21 protein-coding genes and 1 pseudogene are annotated in these 26,506 nt (G+C 38.4%); 16 read left to right on the top strand and 6 right to left on the bottom strand.

Going from position 1 to position 26,506, the window contains the following annotated elements:
• Window positions 1–204 precede the first annotated feature (204 nt).
• The 8 genes from PRVXH_RS13295 to PRVXH_RS13260 all read left to right on the top strand — a co-directional run bounded on the left by PRVXH_RS13295 (window position 205) and on the right by PRVXH_RS13260 (window position 9,006).
• Window positions 205–1,083: an alpha/beta fold hydrolase gene (locus PRVXH_RS13295; protein WP_353893239.1), complete on the top strand. Its 879-nt coding sequence runs from the start codon at window positions 205–207 to the stop codon at window positions 1,081–1,083.
• A gap of 600 nt (window positions 1,084–1,683) precedes the next feature.
• Window positions 1,684–2,583: an MYG1 family protein gene (locus tag PRVXH_RS13290; RefSeq protein ID WP_353893238.1), complete on the top strand. Its 900-nt coding sequence runs from the start codon at window positions 1,684–1,686 to the stop codon at window positions 2,581–2,583.
• 177 nt (window positions 2,584–2,760) lie between these two features.
• Entirely contained in the window at window positions 2,761–4,809 is a 2,049-nt protein-coding gene (locus PRVXH_RS13285; RefSeq protein ID WP_353893237.1) for a S9 family peptidase, read from the top strand.
• Window positions 4,810–5,161: 352 nt separating this feature from the next.
• A complete protein-coding gene (locus tag PRVXH_RS13280; protein ID WP_353893236.1) occupies window positions 5,162–5,590 on the top strand; it encodes a DMT family transporter in 429 nt (142 codons plus the stop codon).
• A 32-nt stretch (window positions 5,591–5,622) separates the two neighbouring features.
• Window positions 5,623–7,269, top strand: a complete 1,647-nt coding sequence (locus tag PRVXH_RS13275; RefSeq protein ID WP_353893235.1) for a M20/M25/M40 family metallo-hydrolase — start codon at window positions 5,623–5,625, stop codon at window positions 7,267–7,269.
• Window position 7,270: 1 nt separating this feature from the next.
• Window positions 7,271–8,146, top strand: coding sequence for an NAD(P)-dependent oxidoreductase (locus PRVXH_RS13270; protein ID WP_353893234.1), 876 nt, complete (start codon window positions 7,271–7,273; stop codon window positions 8,144–8,146).
• 190 nt (window positions 8,147–8,336) lie between these two features.
• On the top strand, window positions 8,337–8,654 hold the full coding sequence (locus tag PRVXH_RS13265) for a hypothetical protein (protein WP_353893233.1): 318 nt from the start codon (window positions 8,337–8,339) through the stop codon (window positions 8,652–8,654).
• Between the two features lie 151 nt (window positions 8,655–8,805).
• Complete coding sequence (locus PRVXH_RS13260; RefSeq protein ID WP_353893232.1) at window positions 8,806–9,006, top strand: hypothetical protein; 201 nt, start codon at window positions 8,806–8,808, stop codon at window positions 9,004–9,006.
• Between the two features lie 51 nt (window positions 9,007–9,057).
• On the opposite strand, the gene PRVXH_RS13255 is transcribed toward PRVXH_RS13260, so the two are convergent.
• Entirely contained in the window at window positions 9,058–9,330 is a 273-nt protein-coding gene (locus PRVXH_RS13255) for a DUF1292 domain-containing protein (protein ID WP_353893231.1), read from the bottom strand.
• A gap of 146 nt (window positions 9,331–9,476) precedes the next feature.
• Between PRVXH_RS13255 and PRVXH_RS13250 the strand changes: the two genes are divergently transcribed.
• Window positions 9,477–10,751 (top strand): CapA family protein, encoded by a 1,275-nt coding sequence (locus PRVXH_RS13250; protein WP_353893230.1) that lies wholly within the window; start codon window positions 9,477–9,479, stop codon window positions 10,749–10,751.
• On the opposite strand, the gene crtI is transcribed toward PRVXH_RS13250, so the two are convergent.
• The 4 genes from crtI to PRVXH_RS13230 form a co-directional block, all read right to left on the bottom strand.
• Entirely contained in the window at window positions 10,744–12,222 is a 1,479-nt protein-coding gene (gene crtI / locus PRVXH_RS13245) for a phytoene desaturase family protein (protein ID WP_353893229.1), read from the bottom strand. The two genes, PRVXH_RS13250 and crtI, sit on opposite strands and share 8 nt — an antisense overlap.
• A 238-nt stretch (window positions 12,223–12,460) precedes the next feature.
• On the bottom strand, window positions 12,461–13,615 hold the full coding sequence (locus tag PRVXH_RS13240) for a cation:proton antiporter (RefSeq protein WP_353893228.1): 1,155 nt from the start codon (window positions 13,613–13,615) through the stop codon (window positions 12,461–12,463).
• Window positions 13,612–13,965 carry a hypothetical protein gene (locus PRVXH_RS13235; RefSeq protein ID WP_353893227.1) on the bottom strand — a complete coding sequence of 118 codons (354 nt, stop codon included), beginning with the start codon at window positions 13,963–13,965 and terminating at the stop codon, window positions 13,612–13,614. Before PRVXH_RS13235 ends, PRVXH_RS13240 begins: the two co-directional genes overlap by 4 nt.
• A gap of 60 nt (window positions 13,966–14,025) precedes the next feature.
• Window positions 14,026–15,819: a phosphoenolpyruvate carboxykinase (GTP) gene (locus tag PRVXH_RS13230; protein ID WP_353893226.1), complete on the bottom strand. Its 1,794-nt coding sequence runs from the start codon at window positions 15,817–15,819 to the stop codon at window positions 14,026–14,028.
• A 222-nt stretch (window positions 15,820–16,041) separates the two neighbouring features.
• Between PRVXH_RS13230 and PRVXH_RS13225 the strand changes: the two genes are divergently transcribed.
• The 7 genes and pseudogenes from PRVXH_RS13225 to larB all read left to right on the top strand — a co-directional run bounded on the left by PRVXH_RS13225 (window position 16,042) and on the right by larB (window position 25,369).
• Window positions 16,042–17,022 (top strand): CAP domain-containing protein, encoded by a 981-nt coding sequence (locus PRVXH_RS13225; RefSeq protein WP_353893225.1) that lies wholly within the window; start codon window positions 16,042–16,044, stop codon window positions 17,020–17,022.
• Between the two features lie 162 nt (window positions 17,023–17,184).
• Window positions 17,185–19,353 (top strand): DNA topoisomerase III, encoded by a 2,169-nt coding sequence (locus PRVXH_RS13220; RefSeq protein ID WP_353893224.1) that lies wholly within the window; start codon window positions 17,185–17,187, stop codon window positions 19,351–19,353.
• Between the two features lie 159 nt (window positions 19,354–19,512).
• Entirely contained in the window at window positions 19,513–20,955 is a 1,443-nt protein-coding gene (locus PRVXH_RS13215; protein WP_353893223.1) for a DEAD/DEAH box helicase, read from the top strand.
• Window positions 20,956–21,119: 164 nt separating this feature from the next.
• Window positions 21,120–22,466, top strand: coding sequence for an MFS transporter (locus PRVXH_RS13210; RefSeq protein WP_353893222.1), 1,347 nt, complete (start codon window positions 21,120–21,122; stop codon window positions 22,464–22,466).
• A 169-nt stretch (window positions 22,467–22,635) separates the two neighbouring features.
• Window positions 22,636–23,813: pseudogene (gene larC, locus PRVXH_RS13205) on the top strand (nickel pincer cofactor biosynthesis protein LarC).
• Between the two features lie 18 nt (window positions 23,814–23,831).
• Complete coding sequence (gene larE, locus PRVXH_RS13200) at window positions 23,832–24,623, top strand: ATP-dependent sacrificial sulfur transferase LarE (protein WP_353893221.1); 792 nt, start codon at window positions 23,832–23,834, stop codon at window positions 24,621–24,623.
• Complete coding sequence (larB, locus tag PRVXH_RS13195) at window positions 24,623–25,369, top strand: nickel pincer cofactor biosynthesis protein LarB (RefSeq protein WP_353893220.1); 747 nt, start codon at window positions 24,623–24,625, stop codon at window positions 25,367–25,369. Before larE ends, larB begins: the two co-directional genes overlap by 1 nt.
• Before the next feature lie 52 nt (window positions 25,370–25,421).
• Here the strand turns inward: larB and PRVXH_RS13190 are convergent, their stop codons facing one another.
• Complete coding sequence (locus PRVXH_RS13190) at window positions 25,422–26,306, bottom strand: alpha/beta hydrolase (protein WP_353893219.1); 885 nt, start codon at window positions 26,304–26,306, stop codon at window positions 25,422–25,424.
• Between the last annotated feature and the right edge of the window lie 200 nt (window positions 26,307–26,506).

Below are 26,506 nucleotides of genomic sequence, written 5' to 3'. Positions count from 1 at the left end.
TTCTATGGAATTCGCACAAAATACAAGGGCGAGAAAGTAGCAGGTGAAAGCATAGTTGTCGAAACAGGAAATTTTCCGGGAAATAATAGGGAGTAGGAGAGGTTATTGGTTAAAGTTGTCGAAAAAAATTAAAAGTGAGGATGTAGCAGCAAAAACCTAAAACAGCTGACATTTCATAAATGGCATTGAAATGAGGGAGAAAAATTGAGTAGTGGTATTTACACAACCTCAGATGGAGAAAAAGAAATAAAAGAGTTTTACAACAGACAAGTTAAAAATCTAAAGTTAGACTGCGAAGATATATATGTGGATACAAGGTTTGGCAAAACCCATGTTTTAAAGTCAGGCAGAAAAGATGCAAAGCCTATATTGTTTTTTCATAGAAACAACGGCACTGCAGCTCATTCATTAAAGCAAAACGAGGGTTTACTAAAAGACTATCTAGTTTATGCTGTTGACACCATAGGGCAACCTGGGAAAAGTGAGCAGCGCATTTTATCCCATAAGACGCACGAATATGGTCAGTGGGCTTCTGATGTTATAGATTCCTTAGGTTTTAGTCAAGTAGCTTGCATGGGAGAGTCCTTTGGTGGGGGGATTTTAACTAAACTTATGTGTGTGGCTCCAGAAAAGATTTCTAAAGCAGTCTTGTTTGTTCCAGCAGGTTTTAAAAATGTATCAAAGAAATTTTTGATTAAGATGAGTATCTCAAAATTGTTATACACAACCACTAAAAAAGACACCTATCTTGAAAAGGCACTTAATGCAATGGTAAATGATACTGAAAATATTGACCAAAACACCCTAGATATGAATCGTCTATGCTTTGACTATGTAAAAACGAACATGCAGTTTCCTAATAAAGTTAAAGCAAAAGAGTGTAAGACTTTCAACTCTCCTATATTGCTGTTTGCCGGCAAAAAAGATCCGGTTTTTCCAGCAGAGAAAGTGGTTAAAAGGGCTAAAAAGTTATTCCCTAACGTAGAAGCACATTTACTTAAAGATTGTAGTCATTTTTATTCATTATCAGAAAAAAGAAATGCATATATTAAAGAACGTGTAGATAACTTTTTATCCAACTAAAAAGCAGGCTTTAAGAAAGAGACAGTGAAAGCTGTCTCTTTTCTAGGTGCGTCCAGCATGTGCGTTAACTTGGCGGTGAAAGTCCGCTGTGGACTTGGTAGTGGGAACCACTAGTCGAAGGCAAGGGTGTCCACCGTGAGGTGGAATCTGAAGGAAGCCCTAGGCAAAATCCCGGTCTGAGGAACACAAACCACATATAAGGCTTGCTTAGGACGGACGAGTTTGCCTAACAAAACAAAGTCCAACACTACCCGAATCCTAAGGAGTAAATGTGGCAGATATATGGGAGGAAGGTTAACGTGCTTACCTGGGGAGGTCTGAGTGGCATGCTACTGCAAGAGAATGGAATTTTCTCTCTTAGTAACCTATATCGAGAGATATAGCTGAACACTCAGAAGTCAGTTCAAGTCATAGTACCGCTTAAACCTATCGAACCGCTGTGTACGGGTCCGTATGCATGGTGGTGTGAGAGGACGGCGGTTAGTCACCGCCTCCTACTCGATTGCCGCTTAGGAACTTAAACAAAACCACTTTCAACTTATACATAATAATGCTTACTTAGAAAAAAATAATAAAAGGCTTCAATATTCGATTAAGAGGGTGATTAAAATAAACACAAAACCATATAAAAAAGTCGGCACACACGACGGCAGATTTCATGCAGATGAACTAATGGCAACAGCAATATTGCAGCAGATATTTGATATAGAAGTTGTAAGAACGAGGGATCCTGATACTCTAGAGAAGTTAGATATAGTTTATGACGTAGGCGGAGGAAAGTTTGACCATCATGGCGAGGACAAAGAGTATCGGAGTGATGAAATTCCTTATGCAGCTAGCGGTCTGATTTGGCGAGAGTATGGTTATGAAGTGATCAGGGCATTTGATGGTTCCTTAACTAAAGAAGAGATTCAGTCGGCACATCAGCATGTGGATAAAGTGTTAATAACAGGGATCGATGCACTAGATAACGGAATAAGGCCTGAAAACGAAACTTTTCGTCTTATGAACATATCAGCAATGTTGTCAGGGTTTAATCCACCTTGGTACTCTGCTGAGAGCGAAGATGCTGCCTTTTACAACGGGGTAAGGGTCTGCTCGCAGGTATTAAAGAACACTATATCCCAAAGCTTTGGGGTTTTAAAGGGAAGAGATGAGGTTATCAACGCTTTTACACGTAGGGAAAATCCTAATATTTTAGTGCTAGATGTAAACTGTCCTTGGCAGGAAACAATAATCGATATCGACGAAGAGGAGGAGGTTATGCTAGCGATATATCCGGATAATAATAGGTATGCCCTCCAAACTGTAAGGGGAAAGGATAAAAAGGATAGAATGCAGCTTCCTAGAAAATGGGCGGGAAAAGAAAACCAAGAGCTTGCTAATCTTTCAGGAGTTAGTGACGCTATTTTCTGCCATACAGGCCTTTTCTTTGCTGCTTCAAAAACTCTAAAAGGGGCAAAAGAGCTTGCCCAAAAAGCTCTTCAAAATGCCAAATAACAATTGTAGCTTATTGAAGCTAAGAAGTATACGGGTATAGTTTACAGAATGCCAAAGCAGTAATCTTAATATTATAAATAACTAAACAATATTGAGACTATTTTGTTGTTTATAATCTTTACATCTGTTACACTATTGTTACACAGGTTTAAATTCTTAAATTTGGGAGGGGTTCAATTGGAAAACAAGATTAAAGTAGAAGATTTCTATAGGTTAAAAAATGTTAGCGGTATGGATATTTCGCCAGATGAGCAGAAGGTTGTCTATGTAGAGCAAAAGGTTGATAAAGAAAAGGATAAAACAACATCTAATATTTTTTTGGTAGATCTAAAAGCTGAGAACATAACCCAACTTACCTTTTCTGGTAAGGATCGGAGTCCAGTTTTTTCTCCAGATGGTAGTAGGATTGCGTTTATATCGTCTAGAGAGAAAAAAAGTAAGATTTGGATTCTGCCCTTAGCGGGAGGAGAAGCTTGGTCAGTGCCAACTAAACAGTCAGTTTCTGGACCGTTAATTTGGACCCCGGATGGTGAAAATATAATTTATAATGCTGATGTGTTTAGCAATGATAGGGATAATTGGACCCCCTACCCTGGAGCTCCTGAATATGACAGAGAGCGCCTTATTAAAATTGCTGACAAACCCCACAGTGACAAAGACGATAGCGATGAAAAAAAAGAAAATGCCGTAAAGGTCGTTACAAGGTTTGATTATAAAAGAGATGGTTTGGGCTTTTATGGTGATGTAAGATCGCAGATATTTATTACGCCTGTCCCACATAAGTTTGATCCAGATGTAAAGCCTGAAGGCGAGCAAATAACTTCTGGGGACTTTGATCACAGCAGCCCAACTTTATCACCATGTGGAAAGTACATTATAGTAAGTGGGCGTAGGACAGAAAATGCTGATCTTGAGCAAAAAAGTGATTTATGGCTTTGGGATATTGAAGCCAAACAGCCGCATTTAATATACGATGCACCTGGCCCTACATATAGTCCAAGCTGGTCTCCTTGTGGAAATTACTTGGCATTTCTAGGTCATAACAACATCGAGGGGGCATCTACTAGTACCCATTTATGGATTGCTAATATCAATACATTTATGGATATGCTTAAAAAAGCCCAGCATCCCAAACCTCTTACAGAGAAAGATGTTCAAAACGTTACAGCAAAAATAGATAGGACGGTAAGGGGACCTAAAGGATGGAGAGGGGATAAACTAGTATTTTTAATGTTAGATAGAGGGGCTGGTTGCGTTTATGAGGTAGAGCCTAAGGCACAGCCAAGAGCTATCTTAGCAGCAAGAGATAGGTCTATAGCTAACCTAAAGGTGGCCAATGATAACATAGTTTATGTTTACACAACTCCTGTTAAACCAGATGAGATTTATGTATATGACGGAAATGAAGAAAAGCAGATATCTAACTTAAATACCCGATATACAGAAGAGGTTTCTCTTGGAAAGTGGGAGGAATTTACCTACAAAAGTGATGATGGAGAAAATATTGATGGTTGGGTAATCTATCCACCAGAATTTGATGATAGCCAAAAGTATCCAATGGTTTTATTAGTGCACGGCGGTCCACACAGCGCCTATGGGCCATCATTTATGTTTTTAGCTCAGGCCATTGCAGCCCAAGGGTATGTTGTTTTATACACCAACCCAAGGGGTAGCGAAACCTATGGACAGCAGTTTGCCTGTGTCATAGATAAGAACTGGGGCGACAGAGACTATGCTGACGTATTAGCTGGGGTGGATGCACTTGTGGCAAGAGGATTTATAGACACAGATAAAATGTTTATGCACGGCTGGTCGTATGGAGGCTATATGGCTTGCTGGATCTCTACACAAACAGACAGGTTTAAAGCTATATGTGCAGGAGCCAGCGTAACTAACATGTTAAGTGGGTACGGCACTTCAGATATTACACTAGCAGACGAGTATGAATACGGTGGCAAGCCATGGAGCGACTATGCTCACTTAATCAAGCACTCACCTATAGGTCACGTGGAGAACGTAACTACTCCTGTGATGCTTATGCATGGTGAAAATGATCTTCGAGTTTCAGTTGCACAAACCGAAGAGTTTTATATAGCTTTAAAAAGATTGGGCAAAGAAGCTATCATGGTACGGTATCCCAACGAATTTCACGGACCAAGCAGGCCGATTCACAGGCTAGACCGACTAGAACGCTTAGTTAGCTGGTTTAATTACTATCGTGGATAAATAATCTTGTTTAGAGAAACCCTGTTGATGTGGAGTCAACAGGGTTTTAATTAAGAGTAAAAGCCCGATTGGCTTAACTAACAATCAGTAGGAAAAAAAACCTACTGATTGAAGTTTCGCTTTATCGCAGGTTAACTGGCTGTAAAACCCCACTTTAACATTTAGTGGAAAAACCATAAACTGTAAGTGGGGTCAACAGCCAGTAAAAGCCCGATTGGCTTAACTAACAATCAGTAGGAAAAAAAACCTACTGATTGAAGTTTCGCTTTATAAAAGTTAGCCAACCTACACTAATGTTTATAAATGCGTTATAATATAATGAGGTTAACAAAACAGAACTAGGAGGATTTTAATGCTAGGTATTTTATACTCAATGATGGCTGGTGTTTTTATCAGTGTACAAAGTGCTTTTAACGCTAATGTAAGCACTAAAGTAGGTGGGGTTGAGACAACGGCTATAGTACATGGTGTAGGTTTTATAGCATCTTTAATACTATTAAGCTTCTGGCGTGAAGGGGATGTTAGTAAAATAGGGGAAGTAAACAAGCTTTACCTCTTAGGAGGAGTGCTGGGGGTTGGCATTGTCTTTAGCGCAATGAAAGGAGTGTCTCTTTTAGGGGCAGCATTTTCAATATCTATTTTATTAGTTGCCCAACTGTTAGTGGCAGTTTTGATAGATACCTTTGGGCTTTTTGGAATGGATAAAGTCGCGCTTACAGTTAACAAGCCCATCGGAATACTGATAATGATTATAGGAGTATTGATTTTTCAATCTAAATAGATAACTTACAATACTTTAAAGGAGTGAGTTGGTTGTTTAGTAAAGAGGAGCAGAACTTGATAGAATCGTTATTTTATAAGCTGGTTTCGGTGAGAAGTGATACAAACACAATTTATGAACCAATTATTGAAGATTTGATACTGAATTGGTTTAAGCAAAGGGATTATTTTACTCAAAATCCTGACTATGTGGGAACCTACTCTATTCCTGAAGATGCCTTGCATCGCGAGGTTGTTTGGGCACTTGTCAAGGGGACATCTGAAGAAACAATAGTACTAATAAACCACCATGATGCCATTGGAATTGAAGAGTTTGGAAAATATAGAGATGTAGCTTTTAGACCCGATGAACTTAAAGAAAAGCTTAAGTCAAGAAAGAAAAAAAGTAAGATGCTAGTTAATGATATAGAAAATGAAAACTGGATTTTCGGTAGAGGTACCGCTGACATGAAGGGTGGAGTTGCTCTTCAGATGGGGCTTATTGATAAGATTTCAAAAATGGATGATTTTAAAGGTAACGTGCTATTTATCTCTGTGCCCGATGAAGAGACCATATCAAAAGGGGCGATTGCAGCAGTTTCTTTGATGGATGAGCTTTCAAAGCAGCACTATCTAAAATATGTATTAGCTATAAACTCTGAGCCTTATTTTAACAATGTTAAGGATAAAGCGATTATGTATGAGGGCTCTGTAGGAAAGATAATGCCTATAATTTATATTAAAGGTGTAAAAAGTCATATAGGAGACCCATATGCAGGAGTCAGTCCGTCTATGATTTTGGCTAACATTCAAAGGAAAACAGAGCTAAACCCTAAAATGTGTGATGTATACAATCAAGACGCCACCCCACCACCAATATGGGTACACCTCAAAGATAGAAAAAAAGTTTATGATGCATCAATTCCCGAGGCTGCAGTAGGATTTTTTAACTGGCTCACCTTTACTAAGCAGCCCACCGATATTATAAATGACTTGAAAAGCTTTTGTTTCGACGCAATGGACCAAACGATTAGTGAAATCGAAATGTCTTATAAGCAATACTGTCGTATGAACAATGACAAGTATCAGGGGTTAGAATATGAGCCGGAAGTACTTACTTTTTCAGATGCATATAAACTTGCCTTAGAAGAAAATGGAGAAACCTTTGAAAAGCAGTATCAAGAGGAGCTAGTTCTAGCTAAGGAAGAGTTTCAGCAAAAGAAAATAACTTTGCCAGAAGTTGCGGTTAAGCTTATAGAATTTACAGTTGAAAATCTTAGTAGTAATGATCCTTTGATAATTATAGGACTATCAGGGCCCTTTTACCCTCACATCAACAATCAGCTGTTAGAGGGGGGAGAAAGATATAATCTAGAAAATCGAGTCAACGAAATAGCGTCGCGGCATTACTCCATAAAATATCAATCAAATCAATACTTTATGGGAATTTCAGATTTAAGCTATTGCGGATTTGTAGGGAATATCAAGGATATCGAGGCGATTAAAGAAAACAGCCCCGGATGGGATGACGTCTATAAAATACCTTTTGAAAAGCTACGAAGCCATAATATGCAGGTTGTTAATATCGGGCCATGGGGAAAAGATTTGCATAAAACAACGGAAAGAGTTTATGGACCCGATGTTTTTACGCGAGTTCCAACAATAATTTTTGAGCTAATAAATGAAATACTGGAGGTATAAGATGAAACTAAACAAAATAGTAGCTGTGGACAATGTAGGACTAGTAGATGAAGTAGTACAAGAACTAGAAAAGATAGCGAAACAAGTGGTGCTGCACGATGACTTTCCTAAAAGTAATGCTGAAATTATTTCTAGAATAAAAGATGCTGACGCAGTGTTAGTATCATGGAACACTCCTATTGATAAAGAGGTAATACAAAGTTGCTCGCAAATTAGGTACATAGGCATGTGTTGCACCTTGATAGATGAGGATAGCGCCAATGTTGATATTAGAACTGCTAATAGTAAGGGTATAAAAGTACTAGGCGTTAGAGATTATGGAGATGAAGGGGTTATCGAGTTTATAATTAGCGAGCTAGTCAGATTGATGCAAGGTAATGGAGAGCATCAGTGGCAGCAGGAAGTCTCGGAGTTAACAGAGCAAAAGCTGGGCATTATCGGAATGGGCACATTAGGCAAGATGCTAGCTGAGAAAGCTCAGAGCTTCGGGATGGAAGTGTACTATTATAATAGAAGTAGAAAAAAAGAAGTGGAGAATACGGGAGTGAAGTATTTAAAGTTAGACGATTTGCTTAAAGAAGCAGACGTAGTTTCTACACACCTTCCTAGAAATACCAAAGTTATCGATAGTGCTGGTTTTGAAAAACTAGGTGATAACAAAATATTAGTAAACACCTCTTTAGAGCCAACTTTCGATGTAAGTAGTTTTAACAGCTGGGTAGAAAAAAAGGGGAACTATGGAATATTCGATAAGGCAGCTATGGGCAAGCATTATGATGTGTTAAAAAAGCATAGCAATGTGATCTATACAGATAAAGTTGTAGGATGGACAAAACAAGCCAAAAAGAGGTTATCCTATAAAGCACTAGAGATATAAAAACCTTTCTAGAAAGTAACACAAACTAACTTAAGGGCACCTGAATCTACATAAATAGATTAGGTGTCCTTTTTGTCCAAAAAGAATATTTAAAATATTTAAAATATATAATGACGCATAATAGCAAAAATGTTACAATAGTATTACATAGATGATAAAATTTAAAAGTTATTAAAAAGGAGGTTTTTTTATGTCTAAATCTAGGTTGCTTAAGTGGGTAATAGGTGTGCTGGAGTTGTTAATTGGAATCAGCATCCTAGGAGATCATGTTGTCTTTGGTATGTTTTGGGTTCCGGTACTTGTGATGCTAGCGCTCCATATTTTATCATACTTTCTATCTAAACAAGATAGCGGCTTAACTAGAGGCAATGGTTTTGGCATGGTTGCTGCTGTGGCATCCTTTGTGCCTATTCTTAGGAATATATTAAGAATCTTAACCGCAATATTTGTACTTTATGAGGCTGCAACTCCGGAGGAAAAACTTACGCATAATATAATTAAAGGTTAGTTATTTTGCGCCAAGGGGGGGCCTTTGGTGATTTTTTTTATTTACATTCCCTACCATTTACATATAATAAATATACAAACAAGCATATAGTTGAAATATATATATAGAATACAGAGCGCATCAAAGAGCTATTTTGCTAAAAAGGCAAGTTTTGAGAGTTGTGCATTTCGAAAGAGTTTTAGACACCGTCTATACAGGGGAGTCTATAAATGCTAAGATTGAAATTGAGTTATGTGGTGGTAAAAAACAATGCTTACTGATGCATATGCATCCAGATGAAATAGTAAATGACGGGGACGTGGTTGGTTTTAGAGTGCTTCCGGATTTTGTGGCTGTCGTACAGGATAAATAGCGTAATAAAAAAAGTGTGAATCACCTTTTTAGGGGTTCACACTTTTTTTAACTATTGATTAAGTTTCATAAACCTGTGGGAAGCCAAGGTGTACTCTCTACTATCCTCGATATTAGTTAAAACGGGGGTGTTATTTTTCTCCTCATAGCGATAAAGCAGGACAGTTTCGGACTTTTTTGGCAAAACAGCTATGTATTCTTTATCTTTTACTGTAAAAATTGACAGAACATCACACGTAACTTCTTTGTTATTGTGCAGTGTTAGGCGTATGGTACCTTTCTTTTTTCTGTGCTTTTCCTTTAAATCTTTTAGGTTATAAGTCATAAATTTGGCACTCCTTTATTTGTTAGTAGTCCACCTAATATTATATATAAAAAGTTCAAATTTATCCAAAGAAATTAGGTAAGTTTAAACCATATTTTTTGCTTATCTGTTATAATAAGACTATAGTGTAGGAGGTAGATGTTAATATGAAAAAAAACGTAAATATAACGCTTGTAATTGTTTGTGTTTTGCTGTTATCTGCATGTACTAATGTTGTGACTGTAGATGAACCTGAGGAAGATAAAACTGTAGAAAATATAGAATATAATAAACCTAAGCTGCCAGAACCAGTTAGGGTACAGATAAGTGCTGTTGGAGATGTAATGGCACATCAGCCTCAAATTAACGCTCAATATGATCAAAACACAGGAGAGTATGACTTTGACAACAACTTCAAATATATCAAACCTCATATCCAAGAGTCTGATTTGGCGTTGGCAAATTTAGAAACAACTTTGGCAGGAGGAGAAAGGGGTTATTCTGGTTTTCCTCTTTTTAATGCCCCTGATGAATTAGCAGAAGCTTTATATAACGCAGGTTTTAACGGAATTTCAACGTCAAATAATCACACCTATGACACCGGTAAGTCTGGCATGCTAAGAACCCTAGATGTACTGGAGAAAAAAGGATTAGCTCCTGTTGGGACGAGGAGGAACGAAGAGGAAAAAAGTTATGAGGTTTTCGATGTAGAGGGAATCAAAATAGGTGTATCTGCTTACACATATGAGACCCCTATAGTTAATGGGCATAGAACGATAAACGGCATAACTATACCGCATGATGTAAATCCCCTTATAGATAGCTTTAGCTATCAAAATTTAGATGAAGAGCTAAAAGCAATGAAACAACGAGTGGAAAAGATGGAAGAGCAAGGTGCTGAGGTTATAATTTTCTATATGCATTGGGGAAGTGAATATCATAGAGAACCTAACTCTTATCAAAAAAAGATTTCTCAATCGTTAGCTGATAGCGGTGTAGATATCATTTTTGGTAGCCATCCACATGTTGTACAACCAATTCAGTGGTATGAGTCAGCAGATGGAGAGCATGAAACCTTAGTGGTTTATTCCATGGGGAACTTTATTTCTAATCAAAGATATGAAACTTTGGAAAACAGATATACTGAAGATGGACTAATAGTTAACGTTAACCTTAAAAAGGACATAATAAAAAATGAGGTTGAGATTGAGGCAGTAACTATCATACCGACATGGGTTAATCGCTATTTAGAAGGTGGTAAAAATGTATATGAAATAGTTCCTCTTACAGAAGCTTTTAGCTCCCCAGAAAAGTTCAACCTAACAGGACAAGCTCTAAAAAGAGCTAAACAGTCGAAAAAAACTACCGTAGAGCATGTTTTAAGTGGAGAGATAAGGAATGTTTTTCTAGATTCGGAGTATACATTACCTGTTGCTAATTAGTTGTATTCTGTGTCTCAAGCTCATCGACTACATGTTTACTGCTTAGCAGCACCATAGACACTCCTACGCCGGGGTGTAAGGAGTCCCCAACAAAATAGAGGTTGTCGACAGAAGGTGATTTAAAGTGGGGGCGTAGATAGTTTGTTTGAGTGACTGTTGGACTTATGCCAAAGGCAGCTCCTTTATAGCAGTTAAATACTGTCTCAAAATCTTTTGGTTGAGTACAGCTTTTGTAAACTATATGCTTATCTATATCTGCTAGACCGTTAATTTTCTTGAGATTTTTTAGAACTCTGTGCTCTAATAATCTAATGGTTCTATCACCCCAAGAAGGTTTGCTTTTAAGGTTAGGTACCCTAACGACTACATTTAACGCTTCGCTTTCTTGCGGTGCCATTGTTTTATCTAAAGCGCTAGGACAATAGATGTATAGGGAGGGGCTTAAAGGCAGTCTCCCCTTAAAAACACAATCTATATTTTGTTTAAAGTCTTCCCCTAGGTAGAAGTTATGCACAGCTAACTGGGGAAGCTTTTTATTTATACCTAGATATAGAACATAAGCAGAGCAGCTGTAATCTAAGCTATCTATTTTAGGTAACTTCGGTGACGGTGGCACAATATTTTGAGTGGCATACCCGTATTCCCCGCTACAAATTACTAAATCCCCTTTTGTTATGGATTTTTCGGTTTTGACTCCAATAGCTTTACCCTTTGCAACCAGGATTTCTTTTACCTCAGCATCAGTTTCTATAATACCGCCCAGTTCTTTTACCACTTTTTCTAGAGCTTTAACAAAAGAATGCATACCACCTGGTATATACCATAGTCCGTATGCTTGTGGAATAACAGATAGCAAGCTATGTACACAAGGACCCTTAAACGGCGATAGCCCGGTAAAAAAGGCTTGAAAGGTTAAGAACTCTTTTATCTTAGGGCTTTGGATGTATTTAGAAATATAACTATAGGAGGAGGTTTGTGGCCTTAACTTTAAGGCAATTGCCAAGGATAGAGGACTGAAAGAATCGCTTATTTGCTGCTGCTTTTTTTGAAAAAATGTCTTATTAGCAAATAAATATTTATTATAACCATGGGACAAAAACTTAAGGTAGCCGTGGGCATCTTTTAAGGAAACTGTTTCTAGGTTTTTTAGTAAATCAGAAAGTTCGGTGGAAAAATCAAGGTGGGTTTTATCGTCATAAAAAACTCTATAATTAGGTTCTATCCTCTGAAGAGTAAAGTAATCTTGATGTTTTTTTCCTAAATCCTCAAATAGTCTTTTATAATTTTGTGGATTCATCAAAATGGAAGCCGTTAAATCAAATTTAAATCCATTTGAAGAAAGACTTGCCACCTTACCACCGATGTGTTCATTTTTTTCTAAAATAACTACCTGATAGCCTTTACTTAATAGCCTTGCCGCAGTGGCAAGGCCAGCGATCCCAGCGCCAATAACAATTACTTTTTTGCTCATTTTCCATCACCTTATAAATTATTGTTAAATAAGAACTAAGCCATAGTATACCCAAAATAAATAAACCCTATAAAATAAGGACCGTGACAATGAAAAGTCTCAGTCCTTACTTTATAGTAGTCCTGTGCTTAAATAACGCTCTTTTGTATCAAAAATGCTTGAAAGGACTTTTTTACCTAGCCCTAGCTTTTTAGCCATATTTAAAGCTACAAAGGTGAAAGCTCCAGCGGAGATAGCATTATTCATTAACATCGCACAGTGCTTTTCGTACAAGAAGTGGACCGAATAATTCAAAGACTACAACTGCCGTAAGTACAATTGGCATAACTGTATTGGGTTCAAAAATACCTTTTTGCTCTGCTATAATTGCCAGGCCTATAGCTACCCCAGCTTGAGGGGTTAGTGCCCTTCCTAAGTTTTTCTTCCAGCTCATAGGAAAAGCAGTTAAAGTACTTCCTAGTCGGCTGCCCACAAGCTTTGCAAAGAAACGTGCAAGCACATATAATAGGCCTATTTGCCCAACAGCAGGTAGAACTGACAAATCAAGTTTTGCACCTGCTAAAGTAAGGAAAATAAGCAAAATAGGATGCTCCACAGCTAAAAGGGAGCGGCTTATTCTCTTCGGTTTTCTAGAAAAGTTGATATAAACTGCACCGCTTACGATTGCAGCAAGCAATTCAGGTGAGCCCAAGCGGTTTGCCAAACCTACCGTTAGTAAAATTATCCCCAGAACTGTTACTAATATATGGGAGTCGCTCTTTGCATGATGAGAAATTCCCACTAAAAACACTCCAGACATTAAGCCTAATGCTAAGGAAAGACCTAATTCTTTGGCAGCCATAATGAAAGCTACTGAATTTCCGGGATCGTCAGCTAGGCCTGTCTGCATAAAGCTAATAACAATACCAAAAAGCGTAATAGCAAGCAAATTATCTAAAGCGACTATTGATAATAGCACCTTTGAAAAATTACCTTTGGTGGGAGTTTCTCGAATACAAGCGATAATAGCACCAGGGGCTGTCGCGATACTAATAACTGCTAAGACTAATGCAAGTTGAAAATCCAAACCAAATAAATATAACGAGAAAAATACAATAACTGAAGTTAAAAGAGCCTCAGCTAAAAAAACCAAAGTGGTATCTTTAGCTAGCTTGCGCATTGTCCCCCAATGAAGCTCAGAGCCTATGGATAAGGCAATAACACCTAAGGCTAGGTCGTTGATTGGGTTGAGCTGGGACATTATTTCTACACTAACCAAGCTTAATACTGAAGGCCCAATTATAATTCCAGCTAAGAGGTTGCCGGTCACAGAAGGAAGCCTTATGTAACGGGCAAGCTTTCCACCAGCAGCTCCAGCTAGGAAAATAATTCCTACAGCTAAAGAAATACTCATTGTGAATCACCTTCGGTTTTAACTATTCCCTTACAAAAGTCTAATGGCACCGTTAGAGCAATACCGGTATCAGGCTCATTTAAGTCGCCAATAACGCTTTCAATAGCTTTAATTGCTTTTTCACGGGCTTCATCGTTTTCAACAACGACAAAGATTGTTTTATTACATGTAGGGTCTTTACCCTGATCTAATTCAGCAAAACGTGAAAAGAAAGGCACATGGTCAGCTATGATATGAGCCATACCTGCACTTTCTATTACAGTACCTCCTTTAATATTTTCATCATAAAACTCATCTAAGATGTCAACTACTTTATCTGGGTCATTTATTATTGCAATTAATAAACGCACTATTAAAAACCTCCTTTGTTATTTATGATATCACAAACAACAAGGGAGTGTAAAAGTAGACTAGCCATTAAGTCTTCTTTTTAACTCGCTTAGCTCATGTTTAAGTTCAGAAGGTAGGCGCTTGCCAAGGGTTTGATAGTGCTCTTGTATTGAATTCACCTCGGTAAGCCACTCATTTTTATTAACCTTTAAAACTTTTTCCATGTTTTCTTTGCCTATGTTCAGCCCTTCTAAGTCGATACCATCTACTGTCGGCATGTAGCCTATATCTGTTTTGACAGCTTTTCCTTCGCCTAAGGTGCGCTCAAAAATCCATTTTAGCACTCTGCTGTTTTCACCAAAGCCAGGCCAGATAAACTTGCCATCTTCGCCTTTACGGAACCAGTTGACATAGAAGATTTTTGGCAATTTATCCCCTGATGATTTACTACCGATGTTAATCCAATGTTTTAGGTAGTCTGCCATGTTGTAGCCGCAGAACGGTAACATTGCAAAAGGATCCCGACGAACCGTGCCAATCTTATCGGAAATAGCAGCGGCGGTAATTTCCGAGCCCATAATAGAGCCTAAAAACACACCGTGATTCCAGCTAAAACTTTCGTGAACCAAAGGAATGGTGCTAGGGCGGCGACCTCCAACTAAAATGGCGGAGATGGGAACGCCCTTAGGATCTTCCCATTCTGGAGCAATGACAGGGCACTGACTTGCTGGAGCTGTAAACCTTGCATTAGGGTGAGCAGCCGGTTTATCAGAACCTGGGCTCCAATCCTTCCCATGCCAATCAATTAGATGCTCAGGAGCACCATATCCGATACCTTCCCACCAAACATCACCATCGTCTGTTAACGCAACATTAGTAAATATACAATTCTTTTCCAAAGTTTTCATAGCGCTGGGGTTGGATTCTTTAGATGTTCCTGGTGCAACACCAAAAAAACCAGCTTCAGGGTTGATAGCATACAGCCTCCCGTCATCGCCAAATTTCATCCATGCGATGTCATCGCCAATGGTTTCCACTTTCCAACCAGGGATAGTGGGCACTAGCATTGCTAGATTAGTTTTCCCACAAGCGCTAGGGAAGGCTGCTGCCACATACTTTACTTTGCCTTGGGGGTTTGTCAGCTTTAAAATAAGCATATGCTCTGCTAGCCATCCCTCATCTTTAGCTTGGGCAGAGGCAATTCTAAGGGCAAAGCACTTTTTGCCTAACAAGGCGTTGCCACCATAGCCGGACCCATAAGACCATATCATACGCTCTTCGGGGAAGTGGCTTATATACTTTTCTTCGATAGGAGCGCAAGGCCAGGTTGCGTCTTTTTCACCATCCTTAAGAGGATAGCCTACAGAGTGTAAACATTGTACAAACTCACCCTCTTCACCTAGGACTTTTAAAACTTCTTGTCCCATGCGAGCCATTATTCTCATGTTAACAACTACATAAGGGCTATCGGTAAGCTGCACGCCAATCTTTGAGATGGGCGAACCAATTGGCCCCATAGAGAAGGGGATAACATACATGGTCCGTCCTTTCATAGAGCCACAATAAAGCTCGGTCATAGTCTTTTTTAGCTCATTTGGGTCGATCCAGTTATTAGTAGGTCCTGCGTCTTCTTTGTTCTGGGTGGCTATATAAGTTCTATCCTCCACACGAGCTACATCAGAAGGGTGGCTACGGAATAAATAACTTCCAGGCCGCTTATCCTCATTTAGTTTAATAGCCATACCAGAGTTCACCATTTGTTGCATAAGGCGGTCATTTTCCTCTTTGGAACCGTCACACCAATAGACATCATCAGGTTGACAAAGCTCAGCCATTTTTTCAACCCATTGTTGCAATTTTTTGTTAGAATGCATTAACAAACCTCCCTAAATTGTTGTTAATTATTACATATTGAGTTATTATATTATGTCACTTTCTATATTCCACAAACGAATAAATATCCCTTGTTTATAGTTGGAAAAAACATTACTGAGTAGGAAATATATACTTACATTCCCAAATAGTATGGGTTTCTATCTAAAAAGCATTCATATATACTTAAATAAACTTAGAAATAGGGAGGAGTTTTCTAATTTATGAATAAAGCTAAGTTGATTTTAATACTTGTCTTAGGGTTATTTGTGCTTGTGGGATGTGCAGAAGGCGGGGAGCTAAGTGAAGGTGAGCTTGAGTTAGAGGACTTGACATTCAATAGTCTAGAAGGTGAAGAAAAGCAAAACCTACATAATGATGAAGAAGAAAAAGAAGAGTCCGATAGCGATAACGAAGAAATTGTAGACAAAAATCATCAAGAGCACTCTCAGCAGCCTGAGCCAAACAGCCCAAAAGACGATGCTGATTCTGATGATGCTTCAATTAATGAAACAGATGAAAAAAACCAAAAAAGTGATCGTGATTCACAGCAAGAAAATCAATCCAATCAACCGATGTCAAATGAGGTTAACGATAACAAACCTAAAGAAGTAGAGGTGCAAAAACCTAAACAAGACTCAGATTATAAACCGGAGCCGGAGCCAGAGCCAGAGCCAGAGCCAGAGCCGCAGCCAGAGCCAGAGCCAGAGCCAGAGCCAGAGCCAGAGCCAGAGTCGGAGCCAGAGTCAGAGCCAGAGACGGAGCAGAATAAGCAGATTGATTACTCTGTGAAAATGGATTCAGCTAAGTTGCCAGCTTTTGAAGCCAACAGTTACGAAAGAGAAATGCTAAAGCTTGTTAATCAAGAAAGAAGAAGAGCCGGCGTTTCTGAACTGAAACTACACAACAGGCTTTCTTCAGTAGCTAGGGTAAAAAGTGCAGATATGATTTACAATGATTATTTTGCTCATGATTCCCCGGTGTACGGGTCACCTTTTGAAATGATGAGACATTTCGGCATAACATTTAGAGGAGCGGGAGAAAACTTGGCCCTTAACGTAGGAACTAAGGAGGCACACCGTAGTCTTATGAACTCTGACGGACATAGAAAAAATATATTAAACCCAGACTTTACCCACATAGGTATAGGGGTGGAAAAGCAGGGAAGAAGTATATACTTTACCCAGATGTTTTTAACAGAATAAGTTTAAAAAACAGAGTCGATATCTCTGTAGTAATTTTAAACAAAGAAACAGGTGTTAAGCCAAAGCTGACATCTGTTTCTTTGATTTTATCCGTAATTATTCAAACTGTTTATTTAGTGGTACAATATATGGAGATATATATCTACTGGAAAGGATGTTAATATGGGAAAGAAGTTGGTTTTAGCGGAAAAACCTTCTGTTGGTAAAGATATAGCGAAGGTTCTTAATTGTAATAAAAAGGGAAACGGGTTTTATGAAGGGGTTAATCATATCGTTACCTGGGCTTTAGGCCATTTGGTGACACTAGCTGAACCGGAGCAGTATGGTGAGCAATATAAATCCTGGTCAATGGAACATTTACCTATGCTTTTTGATCCTTTAAAACTTGTGGTCATAAAACAAAGTGGAAAACAGTATAGCGTTGTAAAAACACAGATGAGTAGAAAAGATGTTGACTCTATAATAATAGCCACCGATGCAGGTCGAGAAGGAGAGCTTGTTGCCCGCTGGATTATTGCCAAGGCTAGGGTGAAAAAGCCTATTAAAAGGTTATGGATTTCTTCTGTAACTGATAAAGCAATAAGAGACGGGTTTAACAATTTAAAAGACGGAAAGCAATATCAAAACTTATATAACTCCGCCCAAGCCCGCGCTGAGGCTGACTGGTATGTCGGTATAAACGCAACTAGGGCGTTAACTTGTAAGTATAATGCCCAACTCTCCTGCGGCCGTGTGCAGACGCCTACACTAGCTATGATAGCTAAAAGGGAGGCAGAAATTAATAGCTTTACTCCTAAAAACTACTTTGGGATAAAAATAACTGCACAAGGTATAGACTTTACTTGGCATGATAACAAAAGTAAAGATGGTAGAATTTTTGATGAGTCGAAAACAGAGAAGATTATTGATTCACTAAAAGGTCAGAAGCTTAACATAAATGAAGTAAAGACAGAGGACAAAAAAAGTTATGCTCCGCCTTTTTATGACTTAACAGAACTACAGCGGGATGCTAACAAAATTTTTGGCTTTTCAGCAAAAGAAACACTGTCTATCACCCAAAAACTCTATGAACAACATAAGGTGCTAACCTACCCTAGAACAGACTCTAAGTATATAACTACAGATATGATAGATACTTTAAAAGATAGAGTAAAAGCTTGTAGCGCCTTAGAACACTCTTCTGTAGCCAATAAGTTGTTGCAAGAGAACTTAAATGTTGGCAAACATTTTGTGGACAACAAAAAAGTCTCAGATCACCATGCTATTATACCAACGGAGCAAAGGCCGATGGTGAGCAGTTTAAGCGATAAAGAGAAAAAGATATACAGTTTGGTAACAGCGCGCTTTTTAGCAGTGCTGCTTCCGCCATTTAAATATCAACAGATATCTGTTATAGGTAGCGTTAAGGGTCATAGTTTTCATGCTAAGGGCAAAAAAATTACCTCTAAAGGATGGAAAGTTGTGCTAGATAGGCAAAACGATGACACGGTTGACACAGTAAACCTTAACAATATAAGGCAGGGACAAGAAGCAGATATATCAGCAGTAGCAAAGACGTCTGGGCAAACATCACCTCCAGCTTTGTTTAACGAAGGAAGCTTATTAGCTGCTATGGAAAATCCTAAAAAATATATGGACAAAAAAAGTAAAGACTTACAAAAAGTTATCGGTGAAACTGGGGGAATTGGCACAGTTGCAACCAGAGCAGATATTATAGAAAAACTTTTTGGTAGTTTTTTAATAGAAAAACAGGGTAAAGATATAAATATAACATCTAAAGGTAAACAGCTGTTAGAGTTAGTGCCTGAAGACTTAAAATCACCGACATTGACAGCTCAGTGGGAGCAAAAACTTACTGCTATTTCTAAAGGAAGTCTAAAAAAAGAAGAATTTCTAAAAGACATAAAAAATTACACCGTAGAAGTTATTAGAGAAATAGAAAATAGCCAGCAAAAGTTTACCCATGATAACTTAACTAGGAGTAGATGCCCTAAATGTAACAAATTTATGTTAGAGGTTAATGGGAAAAAAGGAAAAATGCTGATTTGCCAAGATAGAGAATGTGGCGGTAGAGAGAATGTAGCCAAAACCACAAATGCCCGCTGTCCAGAGTGTAAAAAGAAACTGGAACTTAGGGGACAAAAAGGTGCAGAAGTTTTTGTTTGCAAATGTGGTCACAAAGAAAAAATGTCTAGTTTTAACAAACGTAAAGGCAAGCAAAACCAAAAGGTTAACAAAAGGGATGTAGCTAAATATTTAAAAAAACAAGATAAAAAAGATGAGCCGCTAAACACTGCTTTAGCTGATGCTTTAGCTAAATTAAAAAAATAATTTAAAATAATATGTACAAAAAATTGTGTAACTGTGATATAATAATAGCTTGTACTGGTACAACACTAAAAATATTGGCAAAATTGAATAGATATCTATAAACTAGGGCACTCTAAAAAATAAAAATGCCCAAAGGAAAGTAAAAAGGAGAAATAAACATTGACAACATTTTTTGAATTTGGATTAAGAACAGAAACAACCAAAGCGCTTACAGATATGGGGTTTGAGGAAGCAACGCCGATTCAGGATCAAGCTATTCCTATAGCCATTTCTGGCGCTGACATGATTGGACAGGCACAGACAGGTACTGGAAAAACAGCAGCCTTTGGCGTGGCCTTAGCAGAAAAGCTAGAAGAGGAGAACAACAAGGTTCAAGGCATAGTGCTTACTCCTACTCGTGAGCTAGCTATTCAAGTGGCAGAAGAGCTAAACAAAATCTGTCAGCATACAAAAATTAAGACACTACCTATCTATGGTGGACAGGATATTGGTAGGCAAATTAAAGCTTTAAAAAGAGGACCGCAGATAATAGTAGCTACCCCCGGTAGATTGATGGACCATATGCGACGTAGAAATATACGTTTAGATAATATAAAGATGGTAGTGCTAGATGAAGCTGATGAAATGCTAAATATGGGTTTCGTCGAAGATATAGAGTTTATACTAAATGAAATACCTACCCAAAGGCAAACTCTGCTGTTTTCAGCGACTATGCCTAAGGCTATCAAAGAGTTATCTAACAAGTTCTTAGTTAACCCGAAACATGTAGCCATAAAACCTAAAAAGATGACTGCCCCTAATATAGAACAAGAGTATATCGAAGTTCCAGAAAAACAAAAGTTTGATGTACTATGCCGTCTTTTAGACATTCATCTTCCAGAGTTAGCTATCGTTTTTGGAAGGACCAAAAGAAGGGTAGATGAGCTATCCGAAGGGTTAAATAAGCGTGGATACAGCGCTGAGGGAATTCATGGTGATCTAACCCAAGGCAAGCGTGACTCTGTAATGCGAAGGTTTAAAAATGGTTCTATCGAAGTGTTAGTAGCAACCGATGTTGCAGCTAGAGGCTTAGATATAACTGGGGTAACTCACGTATACAACTTTGACATTCCACAAGATGCAGAAAGCTACGTGCATAGAATAGGGAGAACTGGTCGTGCTGGCAAAACAGGGCTTGCTATTACCTTTGCAACTTCAAGGGAAATGGCCCATCTTAAGTCAGTTGAAAAGGTGTCAAAAGGCAAAATAACTAGAAGACCTATACCTTCATTTTCTGAAGCAATCGAAGGTCAGAAAAAGATGACTGTAGAAAAGCTTTTATCCACTGTCGAGTCAGACGATTATAATAGCTATAAAGGTCTTGCGGAGCAGCTACTAGAAGAGGTGGACTCCGTAACCTTACTCTCAGCTTCGTTGAAGTTACTTACCAAAGAACCTAATAACGTACCAGTAAAGCTAACTGGTGAGCCGCCAGTGGGAACAAGATCAGGCGGATATAAAGGAAAAGGTGGCAAAGGCGGTAACTTTAGAAGAAGTAGGAGTAAAAAAGGAAGCAATCGTGACCGCGGTGGTAAAAAGTCCGGGGGATATAAAAAACACTAGAGCATTACAAAAAGGGATTCGTCTACGACAAGTAGATGGATCCCTTTTGTTGTCTAAAAAGTTTTATATTGTAAGCTCCAAATATCTAACCTTTCCTGGCAAAAAGGAAAAATGGCAATAAAAATAGAATATAAACTAAAATAAAGTAAAGAGGAGATGACAAGTTGGGAAAAGTTAAGAGTGTACCACGTTCAATTCAGATTCTTTATGGGGTAGGAGTTAGTTATGCTATAGTGGACCAAATATTTGCTCAGTGGGTGCTTTATTATTACCTTCCGCCGTCTGATGCCGGGATGCAAGTCATAATGGCACCGCTTTTTATATCGTTGGCATTAATTATTTCTCGTTTTGTAGATATGATCGCCGACCCATTAGTTGGTTACTGGTCTGACAAGACGGACTCTAGTTGGGGTAGAAGGATGCCTTTTATCGGCTTAGGAGCCTTACCTTTAGCGCTTGCCACTGTTGCTTTTTTCTACCCTATTACTAACAGCGACTTAAGTGCTTTTATATATTTAGCTGCTATCGGAAGTTTGTTTTTTGTTTTTTACACAATTGTGGGGGCTCCCTACAATGCATTGATACCTGAGATTGCTCAAAACAAAGAAGATAGGCTTAATTTAGCGACATGGCAGTCTGTCTTTAGATTAATTTATACAGCTATAGCTATGATATTACCGGGGATGTTGATAGCGATGCTAGGTGGCGGAGAACAGGGTATCAGATACATGGTTATTTTACTCAGCAGTTTAGCTGTTGTCGGCATGATGGTCACGGTCTTTACTGTCAAGGAAAGAGAGTATTCCGGTGGAAAAAGAAGTGATGACTCTCTTATAAAGTCTCTAAAATCAATTGGGGGGGACAAAAACTTTTGGGTTTATTTAATCGGATTTATGTTCTTCTTTTTAGGTTTTAACATTCTAAGGGCATCTACTAACTACTATGTTGTTGAGATTATGGGTTATGGAGAAGGGCACATAACAATAGCTTCTGGTTTGCTTTTTGGTAGTGCCGCACTATTTTTCTATCCGGTTAATCGATTGTGTCAAAAAATTGGTTACAGGAAACCAATGCTGTGGTCGTTGACTTTACTTATGGTTTTTACTTTGCTTTTATTTAACTTAGGCAAGTTTTGGTTTTTACCTACAGGCGCAGGCTTTGTTATCTTCTTTTTAATGGGCCTGCCGATATCCGGTGCAGCTTTTATATTCCCTCCAGCTATGTTAAGTGAAATAAGCGCTGTAAACACTGCGAAGAAAGGTGAAAACTTAGAAGGAATGCTATTTGGTTTACAAGGTTTCTTTTTGAAAATGGCCTTTTTACTTTCTATAGCAATCTTACCTATAGTGCTAGTTTGGGGAGGAGATATACCGCTTATGGAAAGTATAGTATCTACCCCCGACGGTGTACAAAAGACAGGGGTTTACGCTACCTCAATTGTAGCCTTTGTTTCATTTGCACTTTCTTTTGGTTTTTATTTTAGGTATCGGGAGGAAAAGGTTGAGGATTAGGAGGCAAACGACATGTCCATGTCTAGCTGTTAAAGTGGGACAGCCCAACTATCCAACCATCTTATATCCAACTTCCAACCTCTCACCTCCCATTACACTAAAAATTAGATTACAGAAAGAAAATGTAGTATAATACTTGGTAACCCAAAATATAAGGAGGCCAAAACTTATGCGAGTGCTTTATTATGATTGCTTTTCCGGTATCAGTGGTGACATGAATCTTGGTGCTATGCTGGATTTAGGTGTTGATAAGGACTACTTGATTTCTGAGCTTAAAAAGCTTAATGTCGATGGATATGATATAGAAGTTAAGGTCGATGAGCGAAAAGGGATAACTGGAACTAAAGTTAATGTACATAACTTGCAGCATCATCATGGCGATGAGGGACTTGATCACCATCACCACCATAGAAATCTAACAGACATAAAAAATATCATAGATAAAAGCGACTTAAATGAAAATGTTAAAAGTCTGAGTCACAGGCTTTTTTTAGCAGTTGCTGAGGCTGAGGCAAAGATACATGGCAAGTCATTAGATGAAGTACACTTTCATGAGGTCGGAGCTATCGACTCTATCGTGGATACTGTGGGAGCTGCTGTATGTTTAGACAAGCTGGATGTGGACAAGGTTATTTTTTCTCCCATTGCTACAGGTCGAGGGTTTGTCCATTGTGCCCATGGTAAGTTCCCTGTACCTGCCCCAGCGACAACTGAGATTTTAGAGGGGCTACCTGTAACTTCTGGCGATGCTGAAGTGGAGCTGACCACACCTACAGGAGCTGCCATAGCTAAGGTGTTCGGTGATGAATATACTAAGGACTTTGATTTTACTGTTGTTAAAACTGGATATGGTATTGGCGGAAGAGATAACCTAGTTCCGAATGTGTTAAGAGTAATCTTAGGTGAAAAAAAAAATTAGTTGAAGAGCGTACTTGGGTCATTGAGTGCAACATTGATGATATGAACCCGGAGTTGTTTAACTTTGTTTCTCAAAAGCTTTTTGATAATAGCGCTTTAGACGTCTTTACAACTGCTATTTCAATGAAGAAAAACAGGCCAGCTACCAAACTAAGTGTGTTATGTAATGAAAGTAAGTTAGATAGCTGTATTAACATATTGCTTTTTGAAACGACATCTTGGGGAGTTAGGTATTACCCGGTAAAAAGGCAAAAACTGAAGCGTTCTTTTAAAAAAATAACAACTCCTCTAGGGGAGGTTACCATTAAGTTATCTAATGATAGCAAAGTTACTAAAGCTAAACCAGAGTATGAAGAGTGTGCTAAGTTAGCTAAAAAACATGGCATACCCCTTAGGGAAGTTTATAGCACTGTAATTAAATATATCTAATCAGGAGGGGGGATAAAAATGGAACGTTATGATAAGCTCGTAGATTATATTAGGAAACTAGAGAGTGTGGTAATAGCCTTTTCAGGAGGAGTAGATAGCACCCTTGTGTTAAAGGCTGCAAAGGATGCGTTAGGGGACAACGCCGTTGCTCTTACCATACATGCTCCCTTTCACCTTAACTGGGAGATAGAAGAAGCGAAGGAGATAGCGCAGAAGTTGGGTGTTAGACATGAGATAATAGAGTTTAGCGATATCATGCCGGAGATAATAGACAATCCTTCTGATAGATGCTACTTGTGTAAGAAAAAAGTTTTTGGTGAGATAAAAGATTTTGCCGAAACTGAAGGCATAAGATATGTGTTAGATGGGACAAACGCAGATGACGACAAAGACTATCGTCCAGGTCTGAAGGCTTTAAAAGAACTGGATATCTTAAGTCCGCTACAGAGTGTCAAAATAACAAAGTCGGAAGTTAGAGCTATTTCCAAGAACTTGCAGTTAGACACATGGGAAAAACCAGCCTACGCTTGTATTTTATCTAGAATCGAGTATGGTCAGAGAATAAAAGAAGATGATTTGCAAAAAATTGAGGATGCGGAAACTTATTTAATAGATATGGGTTTTGCCACAGTTAGGGTTAGGTTACACGGGCAGTTAGCACGAATAGAAGTAGCTGAGCAGGATTTAGACAAGCTTTTAACACCTGACACTTATAAGAAGGTAAACAGCAAGCTAAAAAGCCTTGGTTTTTCTTATGTAACCGTAGATTTGGAAGGATATAGAATGGGAAGTCAAAATGAGGTGTTGTAATGGATAAAAACAAACTATCAGATCTTTTTAACAAAGTAAAAGCTGGCGAAGTCTCGGTTGATGATGCTGTTGATCGTTTAAAAGGACTTCCTTTTGATGACTTGGGTTTTGCAAAGGTAGATAACCACCGTAAGCTTAGGCAGGGGTACCCAGAAGTAATTTTTTGTCAGTCTAAAACTGTAGATCAGGTGGTTGCTATATGTGAGAATATAGCTCACAAAGGGAATAACGTGTTAGCCACTCGAGCTACCCCCAAAATGTATGCAGCTGTTAAGGAGATATTTGTTGAAGCACAATATAATGAGATGGCTAGGACGATTACTATAACAAAAGAAGAAGTCAAGGAAGATAAAGGTTATATAGCGGTGGTTACAGGTGGCACGTCAGATATGGCGGTGGCAGAGGAAGCGACCGAAACTGCTAAGGCCTTGGGCAATGAGGTGCGTACAGTTTATGATGCGGGAGTCGCTGGGATTCATAGATTGTTTGCTAATCTTGAAACCATACAAGGTGCCAGAGTAGTGATTGCAGTAGCTGGAATGGAAGGAGCGTTAGCTAGTGTAGTTGGTGGTCTTGTAGATAAACCAGTTATTGCTGTGCCTACTAGCGTTGGCTACGGAGCTAACTTTAATGGGCTATCAGCTTTATTGACTATGCTAAATAGCTGTTCTAGCGGAGTATCTGTGGTAAATATAGACAATGGGTTTGGTGCAGGTTATCTAGCTAGCATGATTAATAGGATGTAAAAAAAGGGCGTCTCAAACTATCTAAAAGATAGCTTGAGACGCCCTTATAGTATTATTCTAAGACAAAATCATCAAAAAGCCCCACTAATTTATCAAGCCTGTCAATAAGTGGTGAATGACCACAGTTGTCTAACATAATAAGCTTTGCGTTGTCTCCTATGGCTGCTGCAGTTTCCTGGGAAATACCAGGCTTTACAACCTTATCATCTGTACCTTGTATTACAAGAGTTGGTATGTTTATCTTGTTTACCAAACCGTTACCTTGGGTTAAACCATTAGACTCATCAGTTATGTTAAAAGTTAGAAGAGCCCAGTTAACATCTAGTATGTTGCGTTGTGTCATCATATCTTCTAGGTACTCTTCGTACCTTTCTTTTGATGGCTTATTGTTTACATAAATAGTTGAATTCCAAATAAATTTCATAAACCATTTACGACCCTTTTGTTGAGCCTTTTGGATTGGCTTAACCTGACTTGCTAACTCCTCTTTTGTTGTTACTCTTGCATCTAATTTGTTTTTGCCGAAAATACTTTTTTTGTACAAGGTAAAGCCCTTTACTCCAACCGACTCTAGTAAAATAAGCTTTTGGACATAGCTTTGATGTTGCGCGGAGAAATGCATAGCAACACCGCCACCAGTAGACCAACCCGCTAACACAAAGTTCTTTAAATCTAACTTATCTACAAACATTTTTAAGTCATCGGAGAAGTCACCCAATGAGTCTATAGGGGTATTGTAACTTGATTTACCAAACCCTCTTAAATCAATTGCGTAAATCGTATAATCATCTTCTGAAAGGCTCTCCATTAGTACATCCCAATGCTTTGAGGATGTCATATTTCCGTGCACTAACACCAATGTGTTTTTGCCTACCCCATGCTTACGATACCCAATAGTTTCCCCATTAGGCAGGTCTACCGTTAATACAGTTTTCAACCTTATCACTCTCCTAACAAAATTTTAGTTCGCTATCTCAATTATATAAAGGCTGCTTGAAGGAATCAACACTAAATAATTATAACCTTAGTTATATTTACAAAAGCAATTAATTATTATACTCTTAAGATATAGTTTATAGGTAGTTACAAAATGAACGCGTTAAATCCCCATTTACTTAAACTGTTTAAGAACTGGTT

Origin of the sequence: Proteinivorax hydrogeniformans (genome assembly GCF_040515995.1) — a bacterium.
Classification (GTDB): domain Bacteria; phylum Bacillota; class Proteinivoracia; order Proteinivoracales; family Proteinivoracaceae; genus Proteinivorax; species Proteinivorax hydrogeniformans.
Note: the sequence above shows the minus strand (reverse complement) of the source record. Positions and strands in the feature narration are given on the sequence as shown.